This window comes from Kitasatospora sp. NPDC001660 (assembly GCF_053596725.1).
In genome coordinates this window covers 118155-144123 of sequence record NZ_JBSFGU010000014.1, presented here as the reverse complement: position 1 = coordinate 144123, position 25969 = coordinate 118155, and the positions used below count along the sequence as shown (strand labels likewise).

The 25969-nt window shown below is 73.7% G+C and carries 22 protein-coding genes; 15 read left to right on the top strand and 7 right to left on the bottom strand.

Going from position 1 to position 25969, the window contains the following annotated elements; translation table 11 throughout:
- Positions 1–52: 52 nt before the first annotated feature.
- A complete protein-coding gene (locus ACWCXH_RS17970) occupies positions 53–1513 on the bottom strand; it encodes an MFS transporter (protein WP_449802378.1) in 1461 nt (486 codons plus the stop codon).
- A gap of 102 nt (positions 1514–1615) precedes the next feature.
- On the opposite strand from ACWCXH_RS17970, the gene ACWCXH_RS17965 reads away from it, so the two are divergent.
- A complete protein-coding gene (locus ACWCXH_RS17965) occupies positions 1616–2560 on the top strand; it encodes a helix-turn-helix transcriptional regulator (protein ID WP_449802377.1) in 945 nt (314 codons plus the stop codon).
- On the opposite strand, the gene ACWCXH_RS17960 is transcribed toward ACWCXH_RS17965, so the two are convergent.
- Together ACWCXH_RS17960 and ACWCXH_RS17955 are read right to left on the bottom strand one after the other, a co-directional pair.
- A complete protein-coding gene (locus ACWCXH_RS17960) occupies positions 2557–2970 on the bottom strand; it encodes a hypothetical protein (protein WP_449802376.1) in 414 nt (137 codons plus the stop codon). The genes ACWCXH_RS17965 and ACWCXH_RS17960 overlap by 4 nt on opposite strands.
- Positions 2967–3530: a hypothetical protein gene (locus ACWCXH_RS17955; RefSeq protein ID WP_449802375.1), complete on the bottom strand. Its 564-nt coding sequence runs from the start codon at positions 3528–3530 to the stop codon at positions 2967–2969. Before ACWCXH_RS17955 ends, ACWCXH_RS17960 begins: the two co-directional genes overlap by 4 nt.
- A gap of 135 nt (positions 3531–3665) precedes the next feature.
- Here ACWCXH_RS17955 and ACWCXH_RS17950 point away from each other — a divergent pair, with 135 nt between their 5' ends.
- From ACWCXH_RS17950 to ACWCXH_RS17915, 8 genes are all read left to right on the top strand, one after another.
- Positions 3666–4895: a sensor histidine kinase gene (locus ACWCXH_RS17950; protein WP_449802374.1), complete on the top strand. Its 1230-nt coding sequence runs from the start codon at positions 3666–3668 to the stop codon at positions 4893–4895.
- On the top strand, positions 4883–5527 hold the full coding sequence (locus ACWCXH_RS17945; RefSeq protein ID WP_449802373.1) for a response regulator: 645 nt from the start codon (positions 4883–4885) through the stop codon (positions 5525–5527). Before ACWCXH_RS17950 ends, ACWCXH_RS17945 begins: the two co-directional genes overlap by 13 nt.
- Before the next feature lie 2 nt (positions 5528–5529).
- Positions 5530–6357: a DUF4097 family beta strand repeat-containing protein gene (locus tag ACWCXH_RS17940; RefSeq protein WP_449802372.1), complete on the top strand. Its 828-nt coding sequence runs from the start codon at positions 5530–5532 to the stop codon at positions 6355–6357.
- Positions 6358–6425: 68 nt separating this feature from the next.
- Positions 6426–7595, top strand: coding sequence for a tRNA dihydrouridine synthase DusB (dusB, locus tag ACWCXH_RS17935; protein WP_449802371.1), 1170 nt, complete (start codon positions 6426–6428; stop codon positions 7593–7595).
- A gap of 564 nt (positions 7596–8159) precedes the next feature.
- Positions 8160–10868: a pyruvate, phosphate dikinase gene (gene ppdK / locus ACWCXH_RS17930; protein ID WP_449802370.1), complete on the top strand. Its 2709-nt coding sequence runs from the start codon at positions 8160–8162 to the stop codon at positions 10866–10868.
- A 237-nt stretch (positions 10869–11105) separates the two neighbouring features.
- Positions 11106–11621 (top strand): ribonuclease, encoded by a 516-nt coding sequence (locus ACWCXH_RS17925; RefSeq protein WP_449802369.1) that lies wholly within the window; start codon positions 11106–11108, stop codon positions 11619–11621.
- Between the two features lie 66 nt (positions 11622–11687).
- Positions 11688–12167, top strand: coding sequence for a hypothetical protein (locus tag ACWCXH_RS17920; RefSeq protein ID WP_449802368.1), 480 nt, complete (start codon positions 11688–11690; stop codon positions 12165–12167).
- On the top strand, positions 12167–12499 hold the full coding sequence (locus tag ACWCXH_RS17915) for a transcriptional regulator (protein WP_449802367.1): 333 nt from the start codon (positions 12167–12169) through the stop codon (positions 12497–12499). Before ACWCXH_RS17920 ends, ACWCXH_RS17915 begins: the two co-directional genes overlap by 1 nt.
- Positions 12500–12504: 5 nt before the next feature.
- Here ACWCXH_RS17915 and ACWCXH_RS17910 read toward each other — a convergent pair whose 3' ends face one another.
- Positions 12505–13500, bottom strand: a complete 996-nt coding sequence (locus tag ACWCXH_RS17910) for a hypothetical protein (protein ID WP_449802366.1) — start codon at positions 13498–13500, stop codon at positions 12505–12507.
- Positions 13501–13609: 109 nt separating this feature from the next.
- On the opposite strand from ACWCXH_RS17910, the gene ACWCXH_RS17905 reads away from it, so the two are divergent.
- The gene (locus ACWCXH_RS17905; protein ID WP_449802365.1) at positions 13610–14836 is read left to right on the top strand and encodes an ADP-ribosylglycohydrolase family protein; all 1227 of its coding nucleotides are present in this window, start codon (positions 13610–13612) and stop codon (positions 14834–14836) included.
- Here the strand turns inward: ACWCXH_RS17905 and ACWCXH_RS17900 are convergent.
- Complete coding sequence (locus ACWCXH_RS17900; RefSeq protein ID WP_449802364.1) at positions 14826–15557, bottom strand: GNAT family N-acetyltransferase; 732 nt, start codon at positions 15555–15557, stop codon at positions 14826–14828. The genes ACWCXH_RS17905 and ACWCXH_RS17900 overlap by 11 nt on opposite strands.
- Positions 15558–16229: 672 nt before the next feature.
- On the opposite strand from ACWCXH_RS17900, the gene ACWCXH_RS17895 reads away from it, so the two are divergent.
- The 5 genes from ACWCXH_RS17895 to ACWCXH_RS17875 all read left to right on the top strand — a co-directional run bounded on the left by ACWCXH_RS17895 (position 16230) and on the right by ACWCXH_RS17875 (position 23008).
- Positions 16230–17174, top strand: coding sequence for a PAC2 family protein (locus tag ACWCXH_RS17895; RefSeq protein WP_449802363.1), 945 nt, complete (start codon positions 16230–16232; stop codon positions 17172–17174).
- 117 nt (positions 17175–17291) lie between these two features.
- Positions 17292–18296, top strand: coding sequence for an SGNH/GDSL hydrolase family protein (locus tag ACWCXH_RS17890; RefSeq protein WP_449802362.1), 1005 nt, complete (start codon positions 17292–17294; stop codon positions 18294–18296).
- 104 nt (positions 18297–18400) lie between these two features.
- The gene (locus tag ACWCXH_RS17885; RefSeq protein WP_449802361.1) at positions 18401–19714 is read left to right on the top strand and encodes a deoxyguanosinetriphosphate triphosphohydrolase; all 1314 of its coding nucleotides are present in this window, start codon (positions 18401–18403) and stop codon (positions 19712–19714) included.
- 61 nt (positions 19715–19775) lie between these two features.
- The gene (gene dnaG, locus ACWCXH_RS17880) at positions 19776–21677 is read left to right on the top strand and encodes a DNA primase (protein WP_449802360.1); all 1902 of its coding nucleotides are present in this window, start codon (positions 19776–19778) and stop codon (positions 21675–21677) included.
- A gap of 131 nt (positions 21678–21808) precedes the next feature.
- On the top strand, positions 21809–23008 hold the full coding sequence (locus ACWCXH_RS17875) for an RNA polymerase sigma factor (protein WP_449802359.1): 1200 nt from the start codon (positions 21809–21811) through the stop codon (positions 23006–23008).
- A gap of 9 nt (positions 23009–23017) precedes the next feature.
- On the opposite strand, the gene ACWCXH_RS17870 is transcribed toward ACWCXH_RS17875, so the two are convergent.
- Positions 23018–24100 (bottom strand): helix-turn-helix domain-containing protein, encoded by a 1083-nt coding sequence (locus ACWCXH_RS17870; RefSeq protein WP_449802358.1) that lies wholly within the window; start codon positions 24098–24100, stop codon positions 23018–23020.
- Positions 24101–24509: 409 nt separating this feature from the next.
- A complete protein-coding gene (locus ACWCXH_RS17865) occupies positions 24510–25913 on the bottom strand; it encodes a glutamate decarboxylase (RefSeq protein ID WP_449802357.1) in 1404 nt (467 codons plus the stop codon).
- Between the last annotated feature and the right edge of the window lie 56 nt (positions 25914–25969).

The window sequence follows — 25969 nt, the reverse complement described above, 5'->3', positions numbered from 1 at the left end:
GGTCGGCGGGTGCCGATCGCGGGGCCTCCGTCAGCAGGCGTGACCCGGGGGCTCAGCCGATGGAGCGGGGGAGCCGGGTGGTCAGGTACAGGATGGTGAACGAGCCCAGGAGCTGGATCCCGAGGCACAGGGCGAGCGCCCGGTCCATGCCCAGGGAGGGCGAGAGCGACAGGTAGAGGGTGCCGAGGGTCGCGACGCCGAGGGCGAGGCTGGACTGCTGGCTGGTGGCGAGGACGCCGCTGCCGACGCCGGCTCGGGCGGCGGGCACCTTGGAGAGGACGACCCGGAAGAGCGGGGTGCCGATCAGGCCCTGCCCGATGCCGGCGAGCGCGACCCCGGGGGCCATCCGCAGCGGCGAGAAGTCCGCCCAGTCGGTGAGGACGGTGACGGCGAGGGTGGCGAGGCCGACGGCCTGGATGACGGCGCCGGCGGTGAGCACCCGGCTGCCGAACCGGCCGATCAGGCGCGGGCCGCAGAGCGAGGCGGTGAAGTAGCCGACGGCCATCGGGACGAGTGCCCAGCCCGACGCGACCGGGCCGAGCTCGAGCCCCTGCTGGAGGGCGACGGCGATGACGAACATGAAGCCGCCGAACCCCGCGAAGTAGGGCAGCGCGATGCCGAGGCCACGCCGCATCTCCGGGATGCGCACCAGGGTCGGCGGCACGAGCGGGGTGTCCCCACGCCGCTCGGCGCGGCGCTCGACGAGCGCGAACGCGGCGGCGAAGACCGGGAACAGGGCGAGCAGCACCCAGGACCACACCGGCCAGCCGGCCGCGCGGCCCTCCATCAGCGGGACGAGCAGGGACAGCAGGGTCGCGGTGAGCAGGACCGTACCGGGCACGTCGACCCGGGCGGCCTGGGCGGCCCGGCTCTCCGGGACGTAGCGGACGGCCAGGACCATGGCGAGCAGTGCGAACGGCACGTTGAGCAGGAAGACGGAGCGCCAGCCGGTGCCGAAGACGTCGGCCGCGATCAGCATGCCGCCGAGCACCTGCCCGATGACGACCGAGATGCCGCCGACCGCACCGTAGATGCTGAGCGCGCGGCCGCGCCGGGCGCCGTCGGTGGCGGCGGTGATGGTACCGAGCACCTGCGGGATCAGCAGCGCGGCCGAGGCGCCCTGGGCGGCGCGGGCGGCGACCAGGGACCACGCGCCGGGGGCGAGGCCGCAGGCGAGCGAGGTGAGGGCGAAGGCGCCGGCGCCCGCGACGAACAGCTTGCGGCGGCCGAAGATGTCGCCGAGCCGCCCGCCGAGCACGAGCAGGACGGCGAAGGCGATGCCGTAGCCGGCGGCGACGAGTTCGAGGACGGCGGGGCCGGCGGCGAGGTCGTGGTCGATGGTCGGCAGGGCGACGTTGACGATGAAGAAGTCGAGCATCGGCAGGAACGCGCCGAGCAGGACGGTGATCAGCCCGGAGGTGCCGAGGGACGGGGTGCGGGGAGCGGCTGCCGCGGTGCCGGGGGTGGTGGCGGTGCGGGCGGGAGCGGGAGCGACGGCGAGTTGTTGGGTCACGGGTCATACGATCCACCCGGCCGTAGCCTGGTACCAGAGTGTGGTTATCCAGGTATAAGAAGTACCTGGCAACAGGATCCGCGTTGTCGCATCCTAGGACACATGAGCCTGACGACCGCCGCCGCACAAGCGCCGACCACCCGGGCCGCGCAAGCGCCCACCGCTCAAGCCTCCTCCGTGCACGCCCGGACCACGGCGGCGGCTGCCACCCCCGCCGCCACCCCCGCCGACGCCCGCCGCCACGACCTCGCCGCCTTCCTGCGCAGCCGCCGCGAGCGCCTCGCACCCGAGCAGGTCGGCCTCCCGCCGACCGGCCGCCGCCGCACGCCGGGGCTGCGCCGCGAGGAGGTCGCGCAGCTCGCCGCCGTCGGCGTCACCTGGTACACGTGGCTGGAGCAGGGGCGGGACATCCAGGTCTCCACCCAGGTGCTGGACGCCGTCTCCCGCGCACTACTGCTGGACCCGAGCGAGCGCGCGCACTTGTTCACGCTGGCCGGCGCGGACGACCCGGCGCCGGTGTACGAGTGCCCGTCCGTGACGCCGAGCGTGCGCCTGGTGCTGGACCAGATGGCGCCGTACCCGGCCGGGGTGGTCAACACCCGTTACGACGTCCTCGCGTACAACGCCCAGTACACCGCGATCGTCGGTGACCTCGACGCGCTGCCGCCCGAGGACCGCAACCTCATGTGGCTGGCGTTCACGCCCTCGCGCTTTCGCGAGGTGCTCGTCGACCACGAGACCGAACGCCACACGATGGTGGCCCGGTTCCGGGCGGCGATGGCCGACCACGGAGCGGAGCCGGGCTGGAAGTCGCTGGTCGCGCGGCTGCGCAAGGCCTCGCCCGACTTCGAGGCGGCCTGGCAGCGGCACGACGTGGCCCGGCCGGGCAACGGGGTCAAGCGGTTCCTGGTGCCGGGCGTCGGGATGCTGTGCTGCGAGTACACCAACTTCTGGCTGGGTCCCCGGATGGGTTCGCGGATGATCACGTACACCCCGCGCGACGAGCGGACCCGTGAGCTGATGAACCTCCTGCCGGACAAGCTCTAGCGTCCGGCCGCGCGCCGCCCGAGCAGCAGGCACACGGCGGCGAGCGGCAGTTCGACGCAGCCCGCCATGACCACCGCCGCGAGCACCGCGTGCCCCGGCCCGGCGCACGTGACGTCCACCAGCGCGTCCCCGGCGAGCAGCAGCGCGACCGCCCCGCCCGCCCAGCGGGCGGCGTTGCTGCGCCGCCGCACCGCCGCGTCGAGCGCGAGCAGGGCGGCGAACTCCAGCAGGTCGAGGACGGCCCACGGTGTCTCGTGGCAGACCGCGAGCACGGCGAGCCACGGCAGCAGCGCGACGGCGGCCAGCGCGGGCACCCGCTCGAAGCGGGCCGGACGGACCAGGCGGTCCAGGTGCTCCAGCGCCGGGAGGGCGACCGGACGGCCGATCGGGCCCGAGATCGCGATGCTCACGCCGCACCCCCGGCGACCGCCCGGGCCCGCCCCCGCACCCGCTCCAGTGCCAGCCGCTCGACCGCGCCCGCGGCCGGGCCTGGGGCCGGACACGTGACCACGACCCCGTCGAACGGCCCCTCGGCCCAGGCGAGCCAGAACCGCCCGGCCACCGCGACGACCTCACCCGCCACGGCGGTCCGCGGCCCGCGGAGCGCCCGCAGCCACCGCCCGCCGGTGAACACCACCGCCGGCGCCGTGCCGTCCGCCGCCAGCCGCCCCCACGCGAGCACGTGGGACGCACGGCCACCGGCCGCCGACCGCCGCGCCCCGCGCAGCAGCTGCGGCGTGAGCCGGGCGGCCACCAGGACGTCGGCCAACTCGCCGTGCTCGTACACCTCCAGCGCGGCCCGGCCGCGCCCGGTGCCCACGCTGCGCACCGACCAGGGCCCGGGCCCGGCCGGCAGCGTCCCGTCCGCCTCCGGCGCGTGGCGCAGCGCGTCCCCGGGAACACCCCCGTGGTCCCCGGGGACGGGCCGCCCGTGTGGCGGAGTGGCGGAGTGCGATGCGGTGCTCGTCATGTCCCCAAGCCTTCCGCCGGGACCACCCTGCTGTCGGTAGTGCACCGCCCCGAACCGGGGGTGTACCTAGCTACACCCCCGTTCTGGAGACCCCTTCATGGCACTCGATGATCACGGGCCTCTACGCTGTCCGCCATGCCCTCCACCACGTTGCGCCGAGCGCTCGTCAGGAGCCTGCGGCGGCCCCCGTGGTCGGCGGACGCCTGGCGGGACACCCGTCTCATAGCCGCCGGGATCCCCCTGGCCGCACCGGTCTGGCTGGCCGTCATCGAGCCGACGCTGCTGTTCCCGGTCACCGGCCTGGTCCTGCTCCTCGCCCGCCCGCTCACCGCCGCCCAGCGCGGCCGGCTGCGCGCCCTCGCCGGGGTGGACGTGCCGCCCCCGTCGGGCACGACCGGAGCCGCGGGCGGCCCGGTGGCCTTCCTGTGGGCCGGGGTGAACTGGCGTCAGGTCGGCTACCACCTGCTGGTCGGTCCGGTCCTCGCGCTCGTCTCGCTGTGCGTCGTCTGGTGCTGGGGCGCCGCCCTGGTGCTGGCCACCCTGTACGGCTGGGTGTGGCTGATGCCGGCCGACACCCCGCTGCGCTGGGAACTGGCCGCAACGGACGTGGGCCTCACGGCCGCCGGCGTGCTGCTGCTGGTCGCGATGCCCTGGCTGGCCGGGCTGGCCGCCTGGCTGGAGGCGGGCGCCGCGCAGAAGCTGCTCGGCCCGAACCGGGCGGAGGCGCTGGAGCGCCGCGTCGAGGAGATCGCCGAGAGCCGGGCCGGTCTGGTCGACGCGGTCGACGCCGAGCGCCGCCGGATCGAGCGCGACCTGCACGACGGCGCCCAGCAGCGCCTCACCTCCCTCGCGATGAACCTCGGCCTGGCCCGGCGCACCCTCAAGGACGTCCCGCCCGAGGCCATGGCGGTGATCGTCGCCGCGCACGAGGAGGCCCAGGCGGCCATCGACGAGCTGCGCGACCTGGTCCGCGGCCTGCACCCGGCGGTCCTGGAGGACCGCGGCCTGGACGCGGCGCTGTCCGGCATCGCCGCCCGCGCCCCGCTGCCGGTGCGCCTGGACGTCGAGCTGACCGAGCGGATCGTCCCGACGGTCGAGGCGGTCGCCTACTTCACCGTCGCCGAGGCGCTCACCAACGTGGCCAAGCACGCCCGCGCCAGGAGCGTCGACGTGTCGGTGCGGACGACCGGGGGCAGGCTGCGCCTGGTCATCAGCGACGACGGCGTCGGCGGCGCCGACCCGACGCGCGGCACCGGGCTCACCGGTCTGCGCAAGCGCGCCGCCTCCGTCGACGGCACGCTGTCCGTTCTCAGCCCCCTCGGGGGTCCCACCACACTCACCGTGGAGTTGCCGTGCGCGCTGTGATCGCCGAGGACTCGGTCCTGCTGAGGGTCGGTCTGGTCAAGCTCCTGGAGGCCGTGGGCTTCGAGGTCGTGGCCGAAGTCGGCGACGCCGAAGCCCTGCTGGTCGCCGTCGAGGAGCACCGCCCGAACGTGGTGGTCGCGGACGTACGGATGCCGCCCGGCTTCCACGACGAGGGCGTGAAGGCCGCCATGATCATCCGCCGGCAGTGGCCGGAGGTGGCCGTCCTGCTGCTCTCCCAGTTCGTGGAGGAGCGCTACGCCGCCGACCTGCTGGCCACCAACACCAGCGGCGTCGGCTACCTGCTCAAGCAGCGGGTGGCCAACGTCGACGACTTCCTCGACGCGCTCCAGCGGGTCGCCGAGGGCGGCACCGCGCTGGACCCGGAGGTCGTCGCGCAGCTGCTGGTGCGCCGCCACCGGGACCCGCTGGAGAAGCTGACCCCGCGCGAGCGGGACGTCCTCGCCCTGATGGCGGAGGGCCGCTCGAACGCCGCGATCGCCGCGTCCCTGGTGGTCAGCGACAGCGCGGTGGCCAAGCACATCAACTCGATCTTCACCAAGCTCGACCTCCCGCCGGCCGACGACAGCCACCGCCGGGTGATGGCCGTGCTGCGCTTCCTGGAGGTCGGGTAGCCATGGCGGAGCGGATCACGGGGGAGGACCGGCCCGGGGCGGCGCGCCAAGCGCCCGGGAGGACGGCGCTCTGGCGGATCACCGGGGCGCTCGCCGCCGCGTTCGTGGTGATCATGGGCGCGTCGCAGACCTGGGGCACGGTGGCGCGCCGGGAGACGACCACGCAGAAGGCGTACGACCACGTCGTCGTCCACAAGCTCCAGCTGGCCACGGGCAGCGCGGCCGTGCAGGTCAGGGCGGGCCGGGAGGGCCGGGTCGTGGTCCGCAAGAGTCTGAACTACACCTTCCGCGAGCCGCAGGTCTCGACCGCGTTCGAGGGCGACGTCCTGGTCGTCGGGGTGTCGTGCCGGCGGCCGCTGCCCTTCTCCGGCTGCGGAGCCGAGATCGAGCTGGAGGTGCCGAGCGGCACCGAGGTGGCCGGATCGGTGGACTCGGGCAGCGTCGACGTGGCGGACCTGAGCGGCGAGGTCCGGCTGGACGCCACCTCCGGGGCGCTGTACCTGCGCCGCCTCTCCGGCGAGGTCCACACCCGGACCACCTCCGGGATGGTGCAGGGCACGGAGCTCACCTCGGCCCGGGTGGAGGCGAGCACCGACTCGGGCTCGGTGGACCTGGACTTCGCCCGGGCCCCGCACGCCGTGGACGTGAGCACCACCTCCGGCTCGGCGTCGATGGCGCTCCCGAAGGGCAGCCAGTACGCCTTCAGCGGGCAGGCCGGCTCGGGCAGCCGCAGCGTGGACCCGAACCTGGCCAACGCCGCCAGCCCCGACAGCATCCGGGCCTCGGTCGCATCGGGCTCGCTGCGGATCGGCTACCGCGCGGAAGGGTAGGCCGGGCGGGTGACCGGGGTGGGGGACAATGGAGAGTCCCGTTCCCCCGCTCCCGAGGTCAGCCGCGCATGACAGCCACGCCCGCACCCACCGCGACCAGCCCCGAATTCGCGCCGCTGGACATCGGCCCGATCCAGGTGTGGCCGCCCGTCGTGCTGGCGCCGATGGCCGGCATCACCAACGCGCCCTTCCGCACCCTGTGCCGGGAGCAGAGCGGGGGCAAGGGCCTGTACGTCTCGGAGATGATCACCACCCGGGCGCTGGTCGAGCGCAACGCCAAGACCATGCAGCTGATCAAGTTCGACCCGAGCGAGAAGCCGCGCTCGATCCAGCTGTACGGCGTGGACCCGGTGACCGTCGGCAAGGCCGCCCGGATGATCTCGGACGAGGGCCTGGCCGACCACATCGACCTCAACTTCGGCTGCCCCGTCCCCAAGGTGACCCGCAAGGGCGGCGGCTCGGCCCTGCCGTACAAGCGCAACCTGCTGCGCGAGATCCTGCGCGAGGCCGTCGCCAACGCGGGCGACCTGCCGGTGACCATGAAGATGCGCAAGGGCATCGACGACGACCACCTCACCTACCTGGACGCCGGCCGGATCGGCGCCGAGGAGGGCGTGGCCGCGATCGCCCTGCACGGGCGCACCGCCGCCCAGCACTACGGCGGGACGGCCGACTGGTCGGCCGTCGCCCGGCTGCGCGAGTCCGTCCCGGCGCACGTTCCGGTGCTGGGCAACGGCGACATCTGGTCGGCGGACGACGCGCTGCGCATGATGCGGGAGACCGGCTGCGACGGCGTCGTGGTGGGACGCGGCTGCCTGGGCCGGCCGTGGCTGTTCCGGGACCTCGTCTCGATCTTCGAGGGCGACGTCCACTACGCCCGCCCGGACTTCGCCTACGTGGCCGAGGCGATGGTGCGGCACGCGCAGCTGCTCGGCGAGTGGCTGGGCGACGAGGCGCGCGGTGTGATCGACTTCCGCAAGCACGTCGCCTGGTACACCAAGGGCTTCTCGGTCGGCTCCGAGCTGCGGGTGCGGCTGGCCGGTTCCTCCTCCCTCGCCGAACTGGCCGAAACCCTGGCCCTGGTGGAGCAGTCCCAGGCCTGGCCGGCCGGCGCCGACGGCCCGCGCGGGCGGACCACCGGCAACAACCGGGTGGTCCTGCCGGACGGCTGGTTGGACGATCCGTACGACTGCGCCCGGCCGGGTGCGGACGCCGAATCGGACACCTCCGGCGGATGATCTGTCCGTAGCGTCGAAATGACTCCCCTCGAAGGGTTCGGCGTTCGAGCTCAGCCCTCTTGTCCAATCTGGACAGGAGGGCTCCCTTTTGGCAGTCGATCATGACGGAGTGGGCACGTTTCTGGACAGAGTGCGACGATCGTCGGAGTTGGACTACGTCCGACCGGCGGGATGCGCTGGTGACGCTTGCCACATACGGTGGGGGCTGATGGCGGGTCAGTGGACGAAATGGCCAGATCGGCCGTGGATCGCTTCCCGAAGCCGTCCGGCCGGGGATCGGCCGATCCGGGTGCAGGAAATCAAGCCGGGGCAACGCGGTGGACCGCCGCCCGCTACCGTGCGTTCGGATCGTGTGATCTTCACGTTTCCATGTCTTCAAGACTTGAAGGCTGGCTAGCGTCAGCCGGACGATTTCAGCAACAGAGGTGAACGCCTTTATGTGCTTTCGATCTAGCGGGTTACCCCTGGGTACCGGCCTCGTACGGCCTATTGGGGGCAGAGAAAGACCTTCGAAATGGGTATGTTCTCCGGCGTCAGGGCAACCGCGTACGAGGAGACCGACCCGTGCCGTCCCAGCAGAAGTTTGTTTACTCCTTCACCGAAGGAAACAAGGACCTCAAGGATCTTCTTGGCGGCAAGGGCGCGAACCTGGCCGAGATGACCAACCTGGGTCTCCCCGTCCCTCCGGGGTTCACCATCACCACCGAGGCCTGCAAGGTCTTCCTGGAGACCGGTAGCGAGCCGTCCTCGCTGCACGAGGAGATCAGCGCCCACCTGGCCGCCCTCGAGGAGGAGATGGGCAAGAAGCTCGGCCAGGCCGACAACCCGCTGCTGGTCTCCGTCCGCTCCGGTGCCAAGTTCTCCATGCCCGGCATGATGGACACCGTCCTCAACATCGGCCTCTCCGACACCTCGGTGGCCGGCCTCGCCGCCCAGTCCGGCAACGAGCGCTTCGCCTGGGACTCCTACCGCCGCCTGGTCCAGATGTTCGGCAAGACCGTGCTGGGCGTCGACGGCGAGCTGTTCGAGGACGCCCTGGACGAGGCCAAGCACGCCAAGGGCACCGTCAACGACCTGGACCTGGACGCTTCCGACCTGCGGGAGCTCGTCGACGTGTTCAAGGGCATCGTCGAGCGCGAGACCGGCCGGGCCTTCCCGCAGGACCCGCGTGAGCAGATGGACCTCGCCATCCACGCCGTCTTCCACTCCTGGAACGGCGACCGCGCCCGGCTGTACCGCCGCCAGGAGCGCATCCCGAACGACCTCGGCACCGCGGTCAACGTCTGCACCATGGTCTTCGGCAACCTCGGCGAGGACTCCGGCACCGGCGTCGCCTTCACCCGCGACCCCTCCACCGGCACCCAGGGCGTCTACGGCGACTACCTGTCCAACGCCCAGGGCGAGGACGTCGTCGCCGGCATCCGCAACACCCTGCCGCTGGCCGAGCTGGAGAAGCTCGACAAGAAGTCGTACGACGAGCTGATGGCGATCATGCAGAAGCTCGAGAACCACTACCGCGACCTCTGCGACATCGAGTTCACCATCGAGCGCGGCAAGCTCTGGATGCTCCAGACCCGCGTCGGCAAGCGCACCGCCGCGGCCGCCTTCCGGATCGCCGTCCAGCTGGTCGACCAGGGCCTGATCGACCTGGACGAGGCCCTGATGCGCGTCACCGGCGGCCAGCTGGCCCAGCTGATGTTCCCGCGCTTCGCCCCGACCCCGGAGTCCAGGCAGATCGCCTGGGGCCTCGCCGCCTCGCCCGGCGCCGCGATCGGCAAGGTCGTCTTCGACTCCTACACCGCCGTCAAGTGGTCCCGCTCCGGCGAGAAGGTCATCCTGGTCCGCCGCGAGACCAACCCGGACGACCTGGACGGCATGATCGCCGCCGAGGGCATCCTCACCTCGCGCGGCGGCAAGACCTCGCACGCCGCCGTCGTCGCCCGCGGCATGGGCAAGACCTGCGTCTGCGGCGCCGAGGAGCTGGAGGTCGACACCAAGGCCCGCCGCTTCACCACCGCCGACGGGCTGGTCGTGGAGGAGGGCGACGTCGTCTCCATCGACGGCGCCACCGGCAAGGTCTACCTCGGCGAGGTGCCCGTGCTGCCGTCCCCCGTCGTCGAGTACTTCGAGGGCACCCTGCACGCCGGCGCCGACGTCCAGGGCGGGCTCGTCCAGGCCGTCCACCGGCTGATGTCGCACGCCGACGGCCGCCGCCGCCTGGCCGTGCGCGCCAACGCCGACAACGCCGAGGACGGCTCGCGCGCCCGCCGCTACGGCGCCCAGGGCATCGGCCTGTGCCGCACCGAGCACATGTTCCTCGGCGAGGAGCGGCGCAAGGAGGTCGAGCGCCTGATCCTGGCCGACAACGACAAGGACCGCGAGCTCGCCCTCTCCACCCTCCTGCCGCTGCAGAAGGGCGACTTCGTCGAGCTGTTCCAGGCGATGGACGGCCTGCCGGTCACCGTCCGCCTGCTCGACCCGCCGCTGCACGAGTTCCTGCCGGACATCACCGAGCTGTCGGTGCGCGTCGCCCTCGCCGAGGCCCGCAAGGACCCGAACGAGAACGACCTGCGCCTGCTCCAGGCGGTCCACCGGCTGCACGAGCAGAACCCGATGCTCGGCCTGCGCGGCGTGCGCCTCGGCCTGGTCATCCCCGGCCTGTTCGGCATGCAGGTCCGCGCCATCGCCGAGGCCGCCGCCGAGCGCAGGCTGGCCGGCGGGGACCCGCGCCCCGAGGTGATGATCCCGCTGGTCGGCACCGTCCAGGAGCTGGAGCTGGTCCGCGACGAGTGCGAGCGCGTGCTCGCCGAGGTCGCCCAGTCCACCGGCGTCAAGCTGGACATCAAGCTCGGCACCATGATCGAGCTGCCGCGTGCCGCGGTGACCGCCGGTCAGATCGCCGAGGCCGCCGAGTTCTTCTCCTTCGGCACCAACGACCTCACCCAGACGGTGTGGGGCTTCTCCCGGGACGACGTCGAGGCCTCGTTCTTCACCGCCTACCTGGAGAAGGGCATCTTCGGGGTCTCCCCGTTCGAGACCATCGACCGCGACGGCGTCGGCTCGCTCGTCAAGCACGCCGTCGAGGCCGGCCGGGCCACCCGCCCCGACCTCAAGCTCGGCGTCTGCGGCGAGCACGGCGGTGACCCGGAGTCGGTCCACTTCTTCCACGAGGTGGGGCTGGACTACGTGTCCTGCTCCCCCTTCCGGATCCCGGTGGCGCGCCTGGAGGCAGGCCGCGCCGCCATCGAGTCGGCGGGCAGCGACTCGCGCTGAGGCAGGGAGGCATCCCCTCCTCACGCGCGTGGTCGACTGACCGCTCTCCCTCCCGTCGGGAGGGCGTGCACCGGAGCTCGGCGCAGGAGAACCGGCGTACGTAACACGGCCGGGCGGGGACGGACAACGGCGTCCGTCCCCGCCCGGCCGTACGTCTGTGTGGCGGCACGTCTGTGTGGCGGCGGCCACACGTGTGACACGTCGGCCCCCGCGCGCGGGCCTGCCAAGCTGGAGCGCATGACCAGACGCAAAAGCCCGCTCGTAGTCGTGGCCGTCCTGATCCTGGCCGTCCTCGGCGCGGTCGGGTACCTGCTCGCCGGCAAGGGCGGCAGCAGCCACTCCAAGGCCTCCGGCGCCTCCACCGCGACGGCCGCGGGCTCCTCGGCCGTCAAGTCCCAGGCCCCGAAGCCGTCCCCGCCCGCCGGCCGCACCCCCGCCCCGGGCGGCACCTGGGTGCCCGCCGACCCCGCGCTGGCCGACGTCTGCCGCAGCAAGCTCCCCAGTCAGGCCCAGGACACCCTCGGCCTGATCGCCAAGGGCGGCCCCTACCCGTACAACCGCGACGGCATCGTCTTCGAGAACCGCGAGAGCCGCCTCCCGAAGAAGTCCGACAGCTACTACCACGAGTACACCGTCGTCACCCCGGGCTCCAACGACCGCGGCACCCGACGCGTCGTCACCGGCGGCGCCGGCGAACAGTACTGGTCCCCCGACCACTACGCGACCTTCCAGGAGATCGACCCGCGCTGCTGAAAGTACTTTCCAGTTGGGAAAGTAGATGCCATAGTGGAATCACCGTCGCCGTCCGAGGGGGATTCCATGAGCGACTCCGTTTCCGTTCCCGCCGACCTCTCCGCCGCCGAGGCGCTGCGCCTGGCTCGCCGCGCCGGGGCGGCCGCCCGGCTGCCGGTTCCACTGCCCCGCTGGTACGGCCCGGCGTTCGCGGCCGGCTTCACCGTCTACGGGACGGTGGTCGGCTACGCCATCGACGCGCATCGGATCTGGCTGGTCGGAGTGACCAGCGGTGCCTGGAGCGTGCTCACCGGCCTCGCCGCCCGGGCCGCCATGCGCGGCAGCGGTGTCGTCCAGCGGGGGATCGCGCCCGGTACCGGTGGCCCGGTCCTCCTGGGCCTCCTCTGGGTGACAGTGGCGGGGCTGGCCGCGGCGGCGCTCACCTGGCTGGCGGGCGGCGGGCCGCAGTGGATCTGCGCGGCCGCCGGAGTCGCCGCGGGCGCGGCCTTCTGGGCGTCGAACAACGCCCTCAACCGCCGGATCCGACGGCTGCGGGCGGCCCGCTGATGCCCCCCGTCCTCGACCCGCTGCTCCAGCACCCCACCCGGCTCACCGTGCTCGCCTTCCTCGGCGCCTGCCAGGAAGCCGAGTTCGGCGCCGTCCGCGACCACTGCGAGGTCTCCGACTCCGTCCTCAGCAAGGCCGCGACCGCCCTCGAAGAGGCGGGCTACGTGGCCGTGAAGAAGGGCTACGTCGGCAAGCGCCCCCGCACCTGGCTCGCCGCCACCCACTCCGGCCGGGCCGCCCTCGCCGCCCACCTCGCCGAACTCCAGCGCCTGGTCGCCGCCGCCGAGGCCGCCGGTGCGCGGCACGCGCCCCTGGAGCGCCAAGGGGGTTGACGTCCTCACTGCGCCCGGCGCCAGGTGATCCTGGCGTGCGGGCCGTGGGGGCCGGTGGTGAGGAGGGCGGTCAGTTCGTGGAGCACCGGGGCCGGGTCGCGGCGCAGCTGGAGCGGCGTGGCGCGGACGACCGGGAGGCCCGCGGCGGTGAGGCGGTTGGCGCGGACGAGGCTGCGCTCGTGGTCGGCCGGTCGCAGGTGCCAGGCCCGGGAGTCGATCTCCAGCGCCACGCAGGCGTGCGGCCAGTAGGCGTCGGGGACGGCGAGGAAACGGCCGCCCAGGAAGAGCACCGGGTTCCACAGCGGCTCCGGCAGGCCGGAGTCCCGCAGCAGATCGCGTGCCTCGCCCTCGACCACCGACCGCACCCCGGCCGTCAGGTCCTCCACCACCCGGGCGACCTGCGGCTGCCCGAGCGCGCCCGGCCGGGCGAGCAAGTGGTCCAGCAGCTCGCCGAGTTCGCAGTGCCGCCGCTGGACCGCCTCCGCGCACAGCGCCCGGAAGCGCCGCAGCCCGGTCTCGCGAGGGGCGAGATCCGCCAACGCCCGTGCGACGGTGGCGCTCCACAGTCCGTCGTCCCGCTCGTACCCGCTCGGCATCGGCCCGGCCGCCCGGTGGATCCGGACGAACCCGCGGTCGCCGACCCGGCGTTGCCCCGGGATCAGCACGTCGACGTCGGCGACGTCGGCCGGGTGTCCGGCGCTCGGCAGGCCCGCGTCCGCGAGCACCGCGAACCCGGTCAGCAGCACCTCCCCGGTCTGCGGCACCCGCCCCTTCGGCGCCGCGTACGCCAGTGCGGCGCGCAGCCGTTGATGTGCGGTCAGCCGCCCGGTCTGCAGGCAGATCACCCGAGGCAGTACCTGCTGCCACGGCCCGCCGGGCCGCAGCCGGTGGGCGATCGTGCTGGACGGCACCCCGAGGCGGCGCAGCTGCGCCCGGGTGACGATGTGCTGCTGGTCGGCGCCGAGCAGCCCGACGGGGTCGAGGGGGTTCACGCGGGTCATGCCCGGGGGCTTCCCGCCAGGATCGGATGTATGCGAAACGTCGCCCGTGGGAGGTGTTCCGGCAAAACGGGTTGACGCAACGTCGGCCCGGCCGCTGAGCTGGGGCCATATGACCACTCCACACCAGGGTCCCGCGTTCGACGCGCTCGTCGGCCTCTCCGTGGCCGACGCCCTCGGCGCCCAGTTCTTCGTCCCCGGGGTCGCCGCCGCGCACCTCGCCGCCCGCACCCTCCCGCCCGCCTCCTGGCCATGGACGGACGACACCGAGATGGCCTGCTCGGTATACGCCGCCCACATCGAACGCGGCACGGTCGACACCTTCGACCTGACCTACGCCTTCGCCCTGCGCCACGACTTCGACCGCGGCTACGGCCCGGCCGCCAACCGGATGCTCCGGCTGATCCGTGAGGGCGGCGACGCGCAGCAGCTGGCCGCCGAACTCTTCGACGGCCAGGGCTCGTACGGCAACGGCGCGGCCATGCGGGTCGCCCCGCTCGGCGCCGCGCTCGCCGACGACGTGGACGAGGCCGTCCGGCTGGCCGCCCGGACGGCGGTCATCACGCACACCCACCCGCAGGCCGTCGACGGTGCCATCGCCGTCGCGGTGGCCGCCGCGTACGCCGTCCGGGCCCGGACCGAGCCGCTGACGCCGGACGGCCTCCTGCGGAAGGTCCTGCACCACACCCCGGACGGCGCCGTGCGCGACGGCCTCGCCGAGGCGCTCCACCTGCTCGCGGAGCCGGACCTGCGGGTCGCCGCGAGGATGCTCGGCAACGGCAGCCGGACGTCCGCCGCCGACACCGTCCCGTACGCGCTGTGGTGCGCCGCCCGCCGGCTCGCCGACTACCCGGCCGCCGTGTGGGAGGCGATCGCGGCCGGCGGCGACATGGACACCGTCGCCGCGATCACCGGGGGAGTGGTCGCCGCGCACACCGGCGCCGCCGGCATTCCGGACGCCTGGACGGCGGCCCGCGAGCCGCTGCCCGCCTGGGCGTTCCCGGAGCCGGGGTCCGTCACGGCCGGCCGGGGCCGCGCCGACATGCTGGTCCCGCGGCCGCACCCCGTCCCCGACGTGGTGTGGACCGACGAGCAGTGGCGGCGCGTACGGGCCGGGCTCGACGGCTGGGCCGTCCACACCCGTGAGGGCGCGGTCCGGATCTGCGACGCCGCGAGCGGCCACCCCGTGTGGGAGGTGGCGGTCACGCGCGTCCGCGGCGGCTGGCGCCCGGTCTCGGCGGTCGTCGAGGCCGGACGCGGCCACCGGCCCGTGCCGCCCGGCCTCGCCCACGTCCTGGCGGCCGCCGCCACCGGCGAGGGTGCCCCGCTCAGGCCGTGATCAGGTGGCCGGAGCCGCTGCCGCCGTGTCTAAGGCACTCCTGGTTGATCTCCGGATCCGGGGCGCTCGGCGAGGTGGCGTTGGCGATCCGCAGCTCGATGATGTCCCGGACGGCCGGCCACTCGGAGTCCAGGATCGAGTAGAACGCGGTGGACCGGACCACCCCGTCCAGCCCGCGCGAGTGTGCCCGGCGGACGCCCTCGGAGGTCGCGCCCAGCCGCTCGATCGCCGCGCGCGAGCGCAGGTTGCGGGCGTCGGCGCGCAGCGAGATCCGCTGCACCCCCCAGGTCTCGAAGGCGTGGCGCAGCATCAGCAGCTTGGCCTCGGTGTTGATGCCGGTGCCCTGGGCCCGCGGCGAGAGCCAGGTGTTGCCGATCTCGGCCGCGTCCGGGACGGCCGTGGCCGGGTCGCCGAAGGGCACGCCGGGCACCGGCGGCCAGACCAGCGGGCCCTGCCAGTAGTCGAGTTCCAGGAAGCGGGTGGAGCCGACCACCCGGCCGTCCGCGACGTTCACCGTCGCGAACGGCAGCGACCGGCCCGCAGCCTGGTCGGCGAGGGCGCGCGCGATGTAGTCGCGGGCCGCTTCCAGGCCGTGCGGGACGGGGGTGAAGGCGTAGGTCGTACGGTCCTCGGCGCCGGCCTCGGCGATGGCCTCGGCGTGGTGCGCGGCGAGGGGCTCCAGCCGCACGGTGCGGCCGGTGAGGATGACAGGTACGGGCACGGAACCTTCGGTCCTTCATCGGTCGTAGGGTGCCTCCCGCGCCGGGGTGCGGCACGGGGTGCGATTGACTGGCTTCGCCCCGGTCCGGAGTCCGCCCACCAGGTACCCAGTGTGCACGCCGGAGAGGCCGGGCGGGCGGGGTGGGGGGCGGCGGCCCGGAGCGGGCGGCGCTGTGCCGGAACGGACACGGATCCACGGACCGGTCCGGCGGGATGAGCGAGGGGACAGTGTGCGTCCGCGAGATGGCCGAGGAGGAAACGAGAGCGCGAAGGGAAGCAGGCGGCCAGGTGAAGGCAAGATGCGTCGTGGGTGGCTGGCCAGCACCGATCCGGGACGTGATCGACGGCGTTACGGACGACGTGATGACGACGCGACGATGCGAGGCAGCGAGAGGACGATACCCGCCAGAAGGCGGTGCGTCACTTCGCGGCACACGAATGGGGGCTCGGGTCGGCGCGGCGCGTTCCGGATCTTCCCGCTGAACCCCCTTGGCGGTACCCCTGACCAGCGGTTTTTCGATCGGGTGCGATCATGGTGCGCAGCGGCCGGCGACGGCCGCCGGCGATGTCGCCCGGGCGGGCGGGAATTCCGGCGGGGCGACGCACGCTGGAGAACGAGAAGGGCGAACAGCCGGGTCCGCCGGGACGAGCAGAGAACGGGGTTGGGTGCGCGGTGCGTGACTTCCAGGCGCTGTACGAGCTGGATCAGCAGGGCGTGGCCGCCGTGGCCGCGGCCAACGCCGAGTTGCGCGACACCGGCGCGGGCCTCGTGCTGCTCCACCACTTCGAGGGCTTCATGGACGCCGGGGAGGCCGGCGGCCAGGTGGTGGCCCACCTGCTGGAGACGGGCTCGCCGCAGGTCGTCGCCCGCTTCGACCACGACCGCCTGGTGGACTACCGGGCGCGCCGCCCGTCGATGCTCTTCGACCGCGACCACTGGACGTCGTACGACCCGCCGGAGATCCTGCTCCAGCTGGTGCGCGACGCCGCCGGCGCGCCGTTCCTGCTGCTCAGCGGCCCCGAGCCGGACGTCGAGTGGGAGCGTTTCGCCGCCGCCGTCCGCGAGCTCGTGGAGCGCTTCGAGGTCCGGCTGAGCCTGGACTTCCACGGCATCCCGATGGGCGTGCCGCACACCCGTCCGGTCGGCCTGACCCCGCACGGCAACCGGCTCGACCTCGCCGCCGACTACCCGCAGTGGTTCGAGCAGGCGCAGGTCCCGGGCAGCGCGCAGGCGTTGCTGGAGTACCGGCTCGCCGAGTCCGGGCACGACGTCCTGGGCTTCGCCGTGCACGTGCCGCACTACGTGGCGCGCTCGGCCTACCCGGCGGCCGCCGTGCTGATCCTGGAGGCCGTGCAGTCCGCCACCGGCCTGGTGCTCCCGGGCACCGGGCTGCGCCGCCGGGTCGACGAGGTCCACGCCGACATCGAGGAGCAGCTGTCCCAGGGGGACGGCGAGTTGCGCTCGGCGATCCGCGGCATGGAGGGCCAGTACGACGCCGTGGCGGGCGCGGAGGGCCGCGAGAGCCTGCTGGCCGAGCCGGCCGACCTGCCCTCGGCGGACGAGCTGGGCCGCCGCTTCGAGCAGTTCCTGGCCGAGCACGAGCGCGGCGCGGAGTAGTTCTTCCCGGGCGGGAGTCATCCGCGGCCGCCGTTCGTTGGCCCCTGCGGTGCCCGGGGGACGGGCTGCCGCAGCGAGACGCCCGTGACTCCTGCCCCCCGGGGGGATGCCATGCCGATGACCACACGCCCGGCCGCCGCCGTGACGGCCGCCGGGCTGGCCGCGGTGCTGCTCGCCGCCTGCAGCGCCGGGAGCGGCTCGGACGGCGGGTCCGGGAAGGGTTTCGCGGGCGCGCTGCCCGCCCGGGCCTCGGCGACCCCGACCTCCACGCCGACGCCGACACCCGCCCCGACCCCGACGCCCGCCGGCCCGTACGTGGCGCTCGGGGACTCGTACACCGCCGGCATCAAGATCGCCCCGCAGGTGGGCGACCCGAGGGGCTGCGCCCGCTCCGCGGTCAACTACCCGTCCCTGGTGGCGAAGGCGCTCGGGCTGGCGCCCGGCCAGTTCCAGGACGTCAGCTGCAGCGGCGCCCGCACCGGCGACCTCACCCGCCCCCAGCAGACCGATGCCGGCGCCAACCCGCCCCAGCTGGACGCGCTCACCCCGGCCACCAGGCTGGTCACGGTCGGGATCGGCGGCAACGACGCGGGCTTCACGGACGTCGTCACCCAGTGCGCCAAGGAGAACCTGGTGGACGCGGTGAAGGGCCTCGTCGGCGGCGAGCGCGCGGCCTCGCCCTGCCGCGACCACTACGCCGCCGACGGCACCGACCAGGTGCAGCGCGGCGTCGACGCGGCCGGTGAACGGCTCGGCCAGGCCCTGCGGGAGATCAAACGCCGTTCCCCGCAGGCCCGGGTGTACGTGGTCGGCTACCCGGCCCTGCTGCCCGCCGACCCGGCGAGCTGCCTGCCGGTGCTCGGCAGCACCCTCGCCCCCGCCGACCTCGGGTTCCTGGTCGAGAAGGAACAGCAGCTCAATGGCATGCTCCGCAGCCGCGCGGAGAGCGCCGGCGCGGTCTTCGTGGACGCCGCCACCCCGTCCGCAGGGCACGACATGTGCGCCGGCGGGTCCCGCTGGATCGAGCCGCCCCTCCCGGCCCCGGGCCTGGCGGCGATCCACCCGAATGCCAAGGGCCAGGAGGCGGTCGCTGCAGCCGTCCTCCAAGCTGTCAAGGGCTGAACGGCGGGAAACGGCGCGTACGCAAAGGATTCACGCCCCGGCCCGCGCCCCTTAGCGCGCGGCACACCCCGCGTGTCGGAGGCGCGGCGTACGGTGACTCATATATGGACGACACCGCGCACCGCCCCGCCGCCGCCCCGATCCCGTACGACCACGCCGCGGAGGCCCGCTGGGTCCCCGAACCCGATAAGCGCCCCGGTCGCACGGCGTTCCAGCGCGACCGCGCCCGGGTGCTGCACTCGGCCGCGCTGCGCCGCCTGGCCGGCACCACGCAGGTGGTCGCCCCGATGCGCAGTGACTTCCCCCGCACCCGCCTCACCCACTCCCTCGAATGCGCCCAGGTCGGGCGGGAGTTGGGCGCGGCCCTGGGCTGCGACCCGGACCTCGTGGAGGCCGGCTGCCTGGCCCACGACATCGGCCACCCGCCCTTCGGCCACACCGGCGAGGAGGCCCTCGACCAGGCCGCCGAGGCCTGCGGCGGCTTCGAGGGCAACGCGCAGTCCCTGCGCATCCTCACCCGGCTCGAACCCAAGCGCTTCGCCCCGCAGGGCGAGCCGCCCGCCGCCCGGCTCGCCCCCTGGCCCGGCCGCAGCGTCGGCCTCAACCTGACCCGCGCCGCCCTCGACGCCGCCACCAAGTACCCGTGGACCCGTGGTGCCCACCCCGCCGACCCGGACTCGCCCAAGTACGGCGTCTACGCCGAAGACCTGCCGGTCTTCCGCTGGCTGCGGGCCGGCTCCCCGGCCGGGCGCAAGTGCTTCGAGGCCACCGTCATGGACTGGTCCGACGACGTCGCCTACTCCACCCACGACGTCGAGGACGGCCTCCAGGCCGGCCACATCGACCCGGCCGCACTGCGCGCGCCGAGCGAGCGCGCCGAACTCTTCAAGGTCGCCGAGCGCTACGCCTCCGACGCCGCGCCGCAGGAGCTCGCCGCCGCCCTCGACCGGCTGCTCGCCCAGGAGTGGTGGCCCCGCTCGTACGACGGCACCGCGCGCGCCCGGGCCGGGCTCAAGGACCTCACCAGCCAGCTGATCGGCCGCTTCTGCCTGGCCGCCGAACAGGCCACCCGGGCCCGCTACGGCCCCGGCCGGCTCACCCGGTACGCGGCCGAGCTGGTGGTGCCGCGGGACGTCCGGCTGGAGTGCGCGGTGCTCAAGGCGGTCGCGGTGCGCTACGTGATGCAGCGCGACGAGCAGGCCCAGCTGCGGGCCCGCCAGCGGATCGTGATCGCGGAGCTGGCGTACGTGCTGACCCAGCGCGCCCCCGAGGGCCTCGACCCGGTCTTCGCCGCCCTCTACCGCGAGGCCGAGGACGACCGCGCGGCCCTGCGAACGGTCATCGACCAGATCGCCACCCTGACCGACGCCTCGGCCCTGGCCCTCCACGCCAAACTCGTCGGTGCCGCCTGGACGTAGGGGGAAGGAGGCGGGCAAGCACTCCCGCCGGAAACCTCGGCCACCCCAGTAGACTTCCGGGGTGGCCGGGCGGATCAGGGACGAAGACGTGCAGGCGGTGCGAGGCGCACTGCCGATCGATGCGGTGGTCGGCGACTACGTACAGCTGACCAACGGTGGCGGCGGCGAGTACAAGGGCGTGTGCCCCTTCCACGACGAGAAGTCCGCCTCCTTCTACGTGAACCCCTCCAAGGGCGTCTTCCACTGCTTCGGCTGCCAGGAGAACGGCGACACGATCGCCTTCCTGATGAAGATCGAGCACTTCACCTTCGCTGAGGCAGTCGAGCGGATGGCCGCCCAGGCCGGCATCACCCTGCGCTACGAGGAGGGCGGGTACAGCCCCCGCCACCAGCAGGGCGAGCGCACCCGCCTGGTCGAGGCGCACAAGGTGGCCGCCGCGTTCTACCAGGAGCAGCTGGCCTCGCCGGAGGCGGAGATCGGCCGCCGCTTCCTGGCCGAGCGCGGCTTCGACGAGGAGGCCGCCCGGACCTTCGGCGTCGGCTACGCCCCGGCCGGCTGGGAGCACCTCGTCCGCTACCTGCGCGGCAAGGGCTTCACGGACAAGGAGATCCTGCTCGGCGGCCTCGCCTCGCAGGGTCAGCGCGGTGGTCTGATCGACCGCTTCCGGGGCCGGCTGGTCTGGCCGATCCGGGACATCGCGGGCGAGGTCGTGGGCTTCGGCGCCCGACGCCTGCGCGAGGACGACAACGGTCCGAAGTACCTCAACACCCCCGAGACGCCGGTCTACAAGAAGTCCCACGTGCTGTACGGCATCGACCTGGCGAAGAAGGAGATCGCCAAGTCCGGCCGCGCGGTGGTGGTCGAGGGCTACACCGACGTGATGGCCTGCCACCTCGCGGGCGTCACCTCGGCGGTGGCCACCTGCGGCACGGCCTTCGCCGAGGACCACATCAAGATCATCCGCCGGCTGCTGATGGACACCTCGCAGTACCGCGGCGAGACGGTCTTCACCTTCGACGGCGACGCGGCAGGCCAGAAGGCCGCCCTGCGCGCCTTCGAGGACGACCAGAAGTTCGCCGCCAAGACCTCCATCGCGGTCAGCCCGGGCGGCATGGACCCGTGCGAGCTGCGGCTGGCCAAGGGCGACGACGCGGTCCGCGAGCTGATCGACAACCCGGTCCCGCTGTTCGAGTTCGCGCTGACCTCGGTCGTGGCCCGGCACCGGGTGGACACCCCGGAGGGGAGGTCGGCGGCGCTGGAGGAGGCGGCCCCGATCGTCGCCAAGATCAAGGACCGCTCGATCCAGCACGAGTACGCCGTCCGCCTGGCCGGCATGCTCGGCATCCTGGACGAGCCCTTCGTCGTCCGCCGGGTCTCCCAGCTCGCCCGCTGGGACCGCGAGCGCCAGCAGAACCCGCGCGGCGCCGCGCAGCGCCGCCCGGAGCCCGAGCCCGCCCGCCCGGCCCGGCCCGCCTTCGTGCTGAACCCGCGCGACCCGGCCCAGTTCGTGGAGCGCGAGCTGCTCAAGCTGGCCCTCCAGCACCCGGACCTGGTCAGCCCGGCCTTCGACCACTACGGCGAGGACGAGTTCCCGACCCCGCCGTACGCGGCCGTGCGGCAGGCGATCGCCAAGGCCGGCGGCGCCGCGTACGGGGCGGGCCTGCCGGACTTCACGAGCGCGGTGCGCGAGGCGTCCCCGGACGACCGGGTGCGCTCGCTGGTGACCGAGCTGACCGTGGAGCCGGTGCGCTCGCGCCGCAAGGCGGACGCCGTCTACGCGGGGGAGTTCCTGGTCAAACTGCGCCTGCTGGCCGTCGACCGGCGGATCGCCGAGGTCCGGGCGTACCTCCAGCGGCTCGGTCCGCGGGCCGACGCGGAGCAGCAGCACGCGGTGCAGACCGAGCTGTGGCAGCTCCAGCAGTACGGGCAGCAGCTGCGCAGCCGGGGCGCCGCGGCGCTCTGACGCGGCCCCGGACGGTGCGCCCAGAAAGTCGGCGCACGAGTCTCGGCCACGGAGCGTGGCGTACCGCACACTGGAGGGCGTCCCACCTCCGTACAGCGCGGGTCCGCCAGAGTCGCGCCCGCCCCGAGGGGATGCCCGTGGACCAAGGCCTTGTCGCGACGTCCAACCCGACCGCCAGACCGAACCCCACCGCACCGACCGCCCCCGCACCGGCCGCCGACCCGGCGCCGCGCCCCTGCGAGGAGGCCGACCACGGCCGGGCCGGCGCCCCGCCCCCGGCCGGCGCCCGGGTCCCCGCCCAGGGCCTGCCGGAGGGCCACCCCGAATCCCCGGACGCCGAAACCGACCCCGACGGGCACGGGGCAGCGGACGAGAGCCCGGACGAGGAGCCCGACGTCCGCGCGGGACCCGACACCGCCGGCTCGGCCGCGGACCTGCTCCGCCAGTACCTCCGCGAGATCGGCCGGATCCGGCTCCTCAACGCCGCCGAGGAGGTGGAGCTGGCCCGCCGGATCGAGGCCGGTCTGTTCGCCGAGGAGCGGCTGGGCCGCGAACCCCGGCCGACCGACCCGCCGGCCGACGAGCTCGACGCCCTCGTGGTGATGGGCCGGATCGCCAAGCGCCGCCTGATCGAGGCGAACCTGCGCCTCGTCGTGTCCGTCGCCAAGCGCTACGTCGGCCGCGGGCTGACCCTGCTGGACCTGGTCCAGGAGGGCAACCTCGGCCTGATCCGGGCGGTGGAGAAGTTCGACTACGCGCGCGGCTACAAGTTCTCCACCTACGCGACCTGGTGGATCCGGCAGGCGATGAGCCGGGCGCTGGCCGACCAGGCCCGGACGATCCGGGTGCCGGTGCACGTGGTCGAGCTGATCAACCGGGTGGTCCGGGTGCAGCGGGCGCTGCTCCAGGAGCGCGGCGTCGAGCCGGGCTCGGCCGACATCGCGGCCGCGCTGGAGCTGACCGAGGAGCGGGTGCGCGAGCTGCTCCGGCTGGCCCAGGAGCCGATCTCGCTGCACACGCCGGTGGGGGAGGAGGACGACGTCGCGCTCGGGGACCTGATCGAGGACGCCGACGCCGCGTCGCCCGCCGAGTCCGCGGCCTTCCTCCTGCTGCGCCGGCACCTGGACGCGGTGCTGGCCACCCTCGGCGAGCGCGAGCGCCAGGTGGTCCAGCTGCGCTACGGGCTGGACGACGGGCGGCCGCGCACGCTGGAGGAGATCGGCGCGGTGTTCGGCGTGACGCGGGAGCGGATCCGCCAGATCGAGTCGAAGACGCTGGTCAAGCTCCGCGAGCACGCCTTCGCCGCGCAGCTGCGCGGGTACCTCGACTGAGTGCCCCGGCTACGAGGTGGCCGAGGCGGTGGCCGTGGCGGTGGACGGGCCGGCGGTGGTGGACGGGCCGGCGGTGGTGGACGGGCCGGCGGTGGCCCCTGGGGGCGGCGAGGCGGGCCCGGTCGGGATCGGCGTGGACGCGACCACGCCGGCCAGGTTGGAGATCGGCGCGATGCACCGGTTGCCCTCGGGCTGGTACCCGCAGACCTGGAAGGTGACGGTCGGGTCCGCGGCGTTCAGCATCAACGAGTAGTTGTCGTAGCCGTAGTGGATCAGCGCCTGCTCGCTCTCGCCGGTGCTGCTGGTGATGGTCGCGTAGTCCTGCGGCTGGCCCTCGTTGATCGCCGCCCAGGCGGCCTGGCACTTCTGGCTGTAGCGGAGGTAGATGACCACCTTGCCGATGACGTCGGTCTGCAGTGTGCGGGCGTCCTGGCCGCAGAGGTAGTCCTGGGGGTTCCGGTGCGCGCAGCCCATCGCCTGGCAGGTGAGGTTGGACGAGGCGGGCTTGATGGGCCCGGCCGCCGGGGCGGTGACGGTGCCCGGCCCGGCCGCTGGCGCCGACGGTTCGTCGTGCCGGGTGGCGCGCAGTCCCACCAGCACCAGCACGGTGGCCACGACGGCCGCGCAGGCCAGCAGCGGCGCGGGGCGCCGCCACCAGGCCGCGGCGGGCGCGGGCTCGCCGTCCGTCGCGGCCTCCACCGGCTCCGCGGCGTCCGGTCCGTCCGGATCGGCCGGAACCTCCGGCGTGTCCGCCGGGGACTCGGTGGACGCCTCGGCGTCCGTACCGTCCGCGCCGGTGTCCCCGTTCCCGTCCGCATTCCCGTCCGCAGGCCCGGTCACGGCCTGCTGCCACAGCGCCCGCAGGGCGGGCCCGTCGCACTCGACCGCCCCGATCAGCGCGTTCAGGGCCTGCTCGGTGATGACCCGTTTGCCGTTCAGCCACCGCTCCCAGGAGGCCCGGCTGTAGTGGGTCCGGGTGGCCAGCTCGGACAGCGAGAGTCCGGCGGCGTCCTTGAGCGTGCGCAGTTCCTCGGCCAGGCCCCGGGCGGGCCCGGTCAACTCCTCGGGCAGTTGCTTCCAGGCGGAACCCATGCGGCCCTTCCATGCATTCGAGACGGGGGATCGGGCCGATCGGTGGGAGCGCCAGGGGTGGAAGGGGTTCCGACCCCGGGCCGTTCGGGTGTCTCCGCTTCTCCAACTTCATCGTTCGGCCGTCCCAAACCCCAGGTCCTGGCGCTGAGACGGTCCGAAGTGTCTCACAACCGCCGGAGACACTCGAACATTCATGCCTCCGTCGTGCACAGTTCTCTCGCCGGTGCGGTTCGCCCGCCGGACGCTTCGTTCGGACACTGATCGTCTGTCGGTCGTCCGTCCGACACCCAGGTCCCGGTTCCCCCACGGTCCGGGGCAGCCTCGCGGGGGGAGGCTGCCCCGGACGCACCGGGACGCACGGCGGGGAGGGCGCTCCAGCGCGCCCTCCCCGCCGTGGCCGTTGTGCGGGTCAGTGGTGGAACCCCGTCCGGGCCGGCATCCCGAGCTCCTTCAGCGGGACGGGCTGGCGCCGCAGCTCGGGCAGCAGCCGGCCGAGGTCGGCCAGCAGCAGGTCGGCGAGGTCCCGGGAGAAGCCGTTGCGGCAGACGATCCGGAGCACCGACAGGTCCTCCCGGTTCGCCGGGAAGGTGTACGCGGGCACCTGCCAGCCGCGCTCGCGCAGCCGGCGCGAGACGTCGAACACGTCGAAGGGGACGCCGTCGTCCGTGGTGAAGGTGAACACCGGCAGCTGGTCGCCGCGGGTGAGCAGCCGGAAGCCGTCGAGCTTCCCGATCTCCCCGGACAGGTAGGTGGCGACCTCCCGGCAGGCGCGCTGGACGGCTCGGTAGCCGTTCCGGCCGAGCCGCAGGAAGGCGTAGTACTGCGCGACCACCTGGGCGCCGGGCCGGGAGAAGTTGAGCGCGAGGGTGGGCATCTCGCCGCCGAGGTAGTTGACCCGGAAGACCAGTTCCTCCGGCAGCGCCTCCCCGTCCCGCCACAGCGTCCAGCCGACACCGGGGTAGACCAGCCCGTACTTGTGGCCGGAGCAGTTGATCGAGGCGACCCGGGGCAGCCGGAAGTCCCACACCAGGTCGGGGTCCAGGAAGGGCGCCACCATGCCGCCGGAGGCGCCGTCCACGTGCACCGGGACGTCGAGGCCGGTGCGTCGCTGGAGCTCGTCCAGGGCCGCGCAGATGTCCGCGATCGGCTCGTAGGAGCCGTCGAAGGTGGAGCCGAGGACGCCGACCACGCCGATGGTGTCCTCGTCGCACAGCGCGACCGCCTGCGCGGCGTCGAGGTGGAAGCGCTCGCCTTCCATCGGGGCGGTGCGGGCCTCGACCTCCCAGAAGTTGCAGAACTTCTCCCAGCACACCTGGACGTTGATGCCCATCACCAGGTTGGGCCGGGCTCCGGCCGCGTAGCGTTCGGCGTTGCGGCGCATCCAGCGGCGCTTGAGCGCGAGGCCGGCCAGCATGCAGGCCTCGCTGGAGCCGGTGGTGGAGCAGCCGACGGCGCTGTCCGGGTCGGGGGTGTGCCACAGGTCGGCGAGGATCGCCACGCAGCGCCGTTCGAGTTCGGCGGTCTGCGGGTACTCGTCCTTGTCGATCATGTTCTTGTCCAGGCACTCGGTCATCAGCCGGGTGGCCTGCGCCTCCATCGAGGTGGTGACGAAGGTGGCCAGGTTGAGCCTGGCGTTGCCGTCCAGCATCAGCTCGTCGTGGATCAGCTGGTAGGCGGTTTCGGCCGGGACGGGGCCGTCCGCGAGGCGGTGCAGCGGCGGCGCCAGTTCCATCGAGCCGAGCGGGTCGGCGGTGCCCACGAACGGATTGATGCTCAGCCGGCGGTCGTCGCCGGCCCCCTTGTGCAGCGCCATGGGTGCCTGTCGCCCTTCGCTCGGGTGGCCGTGTCCCGTCCCACGCTGCCACCGGG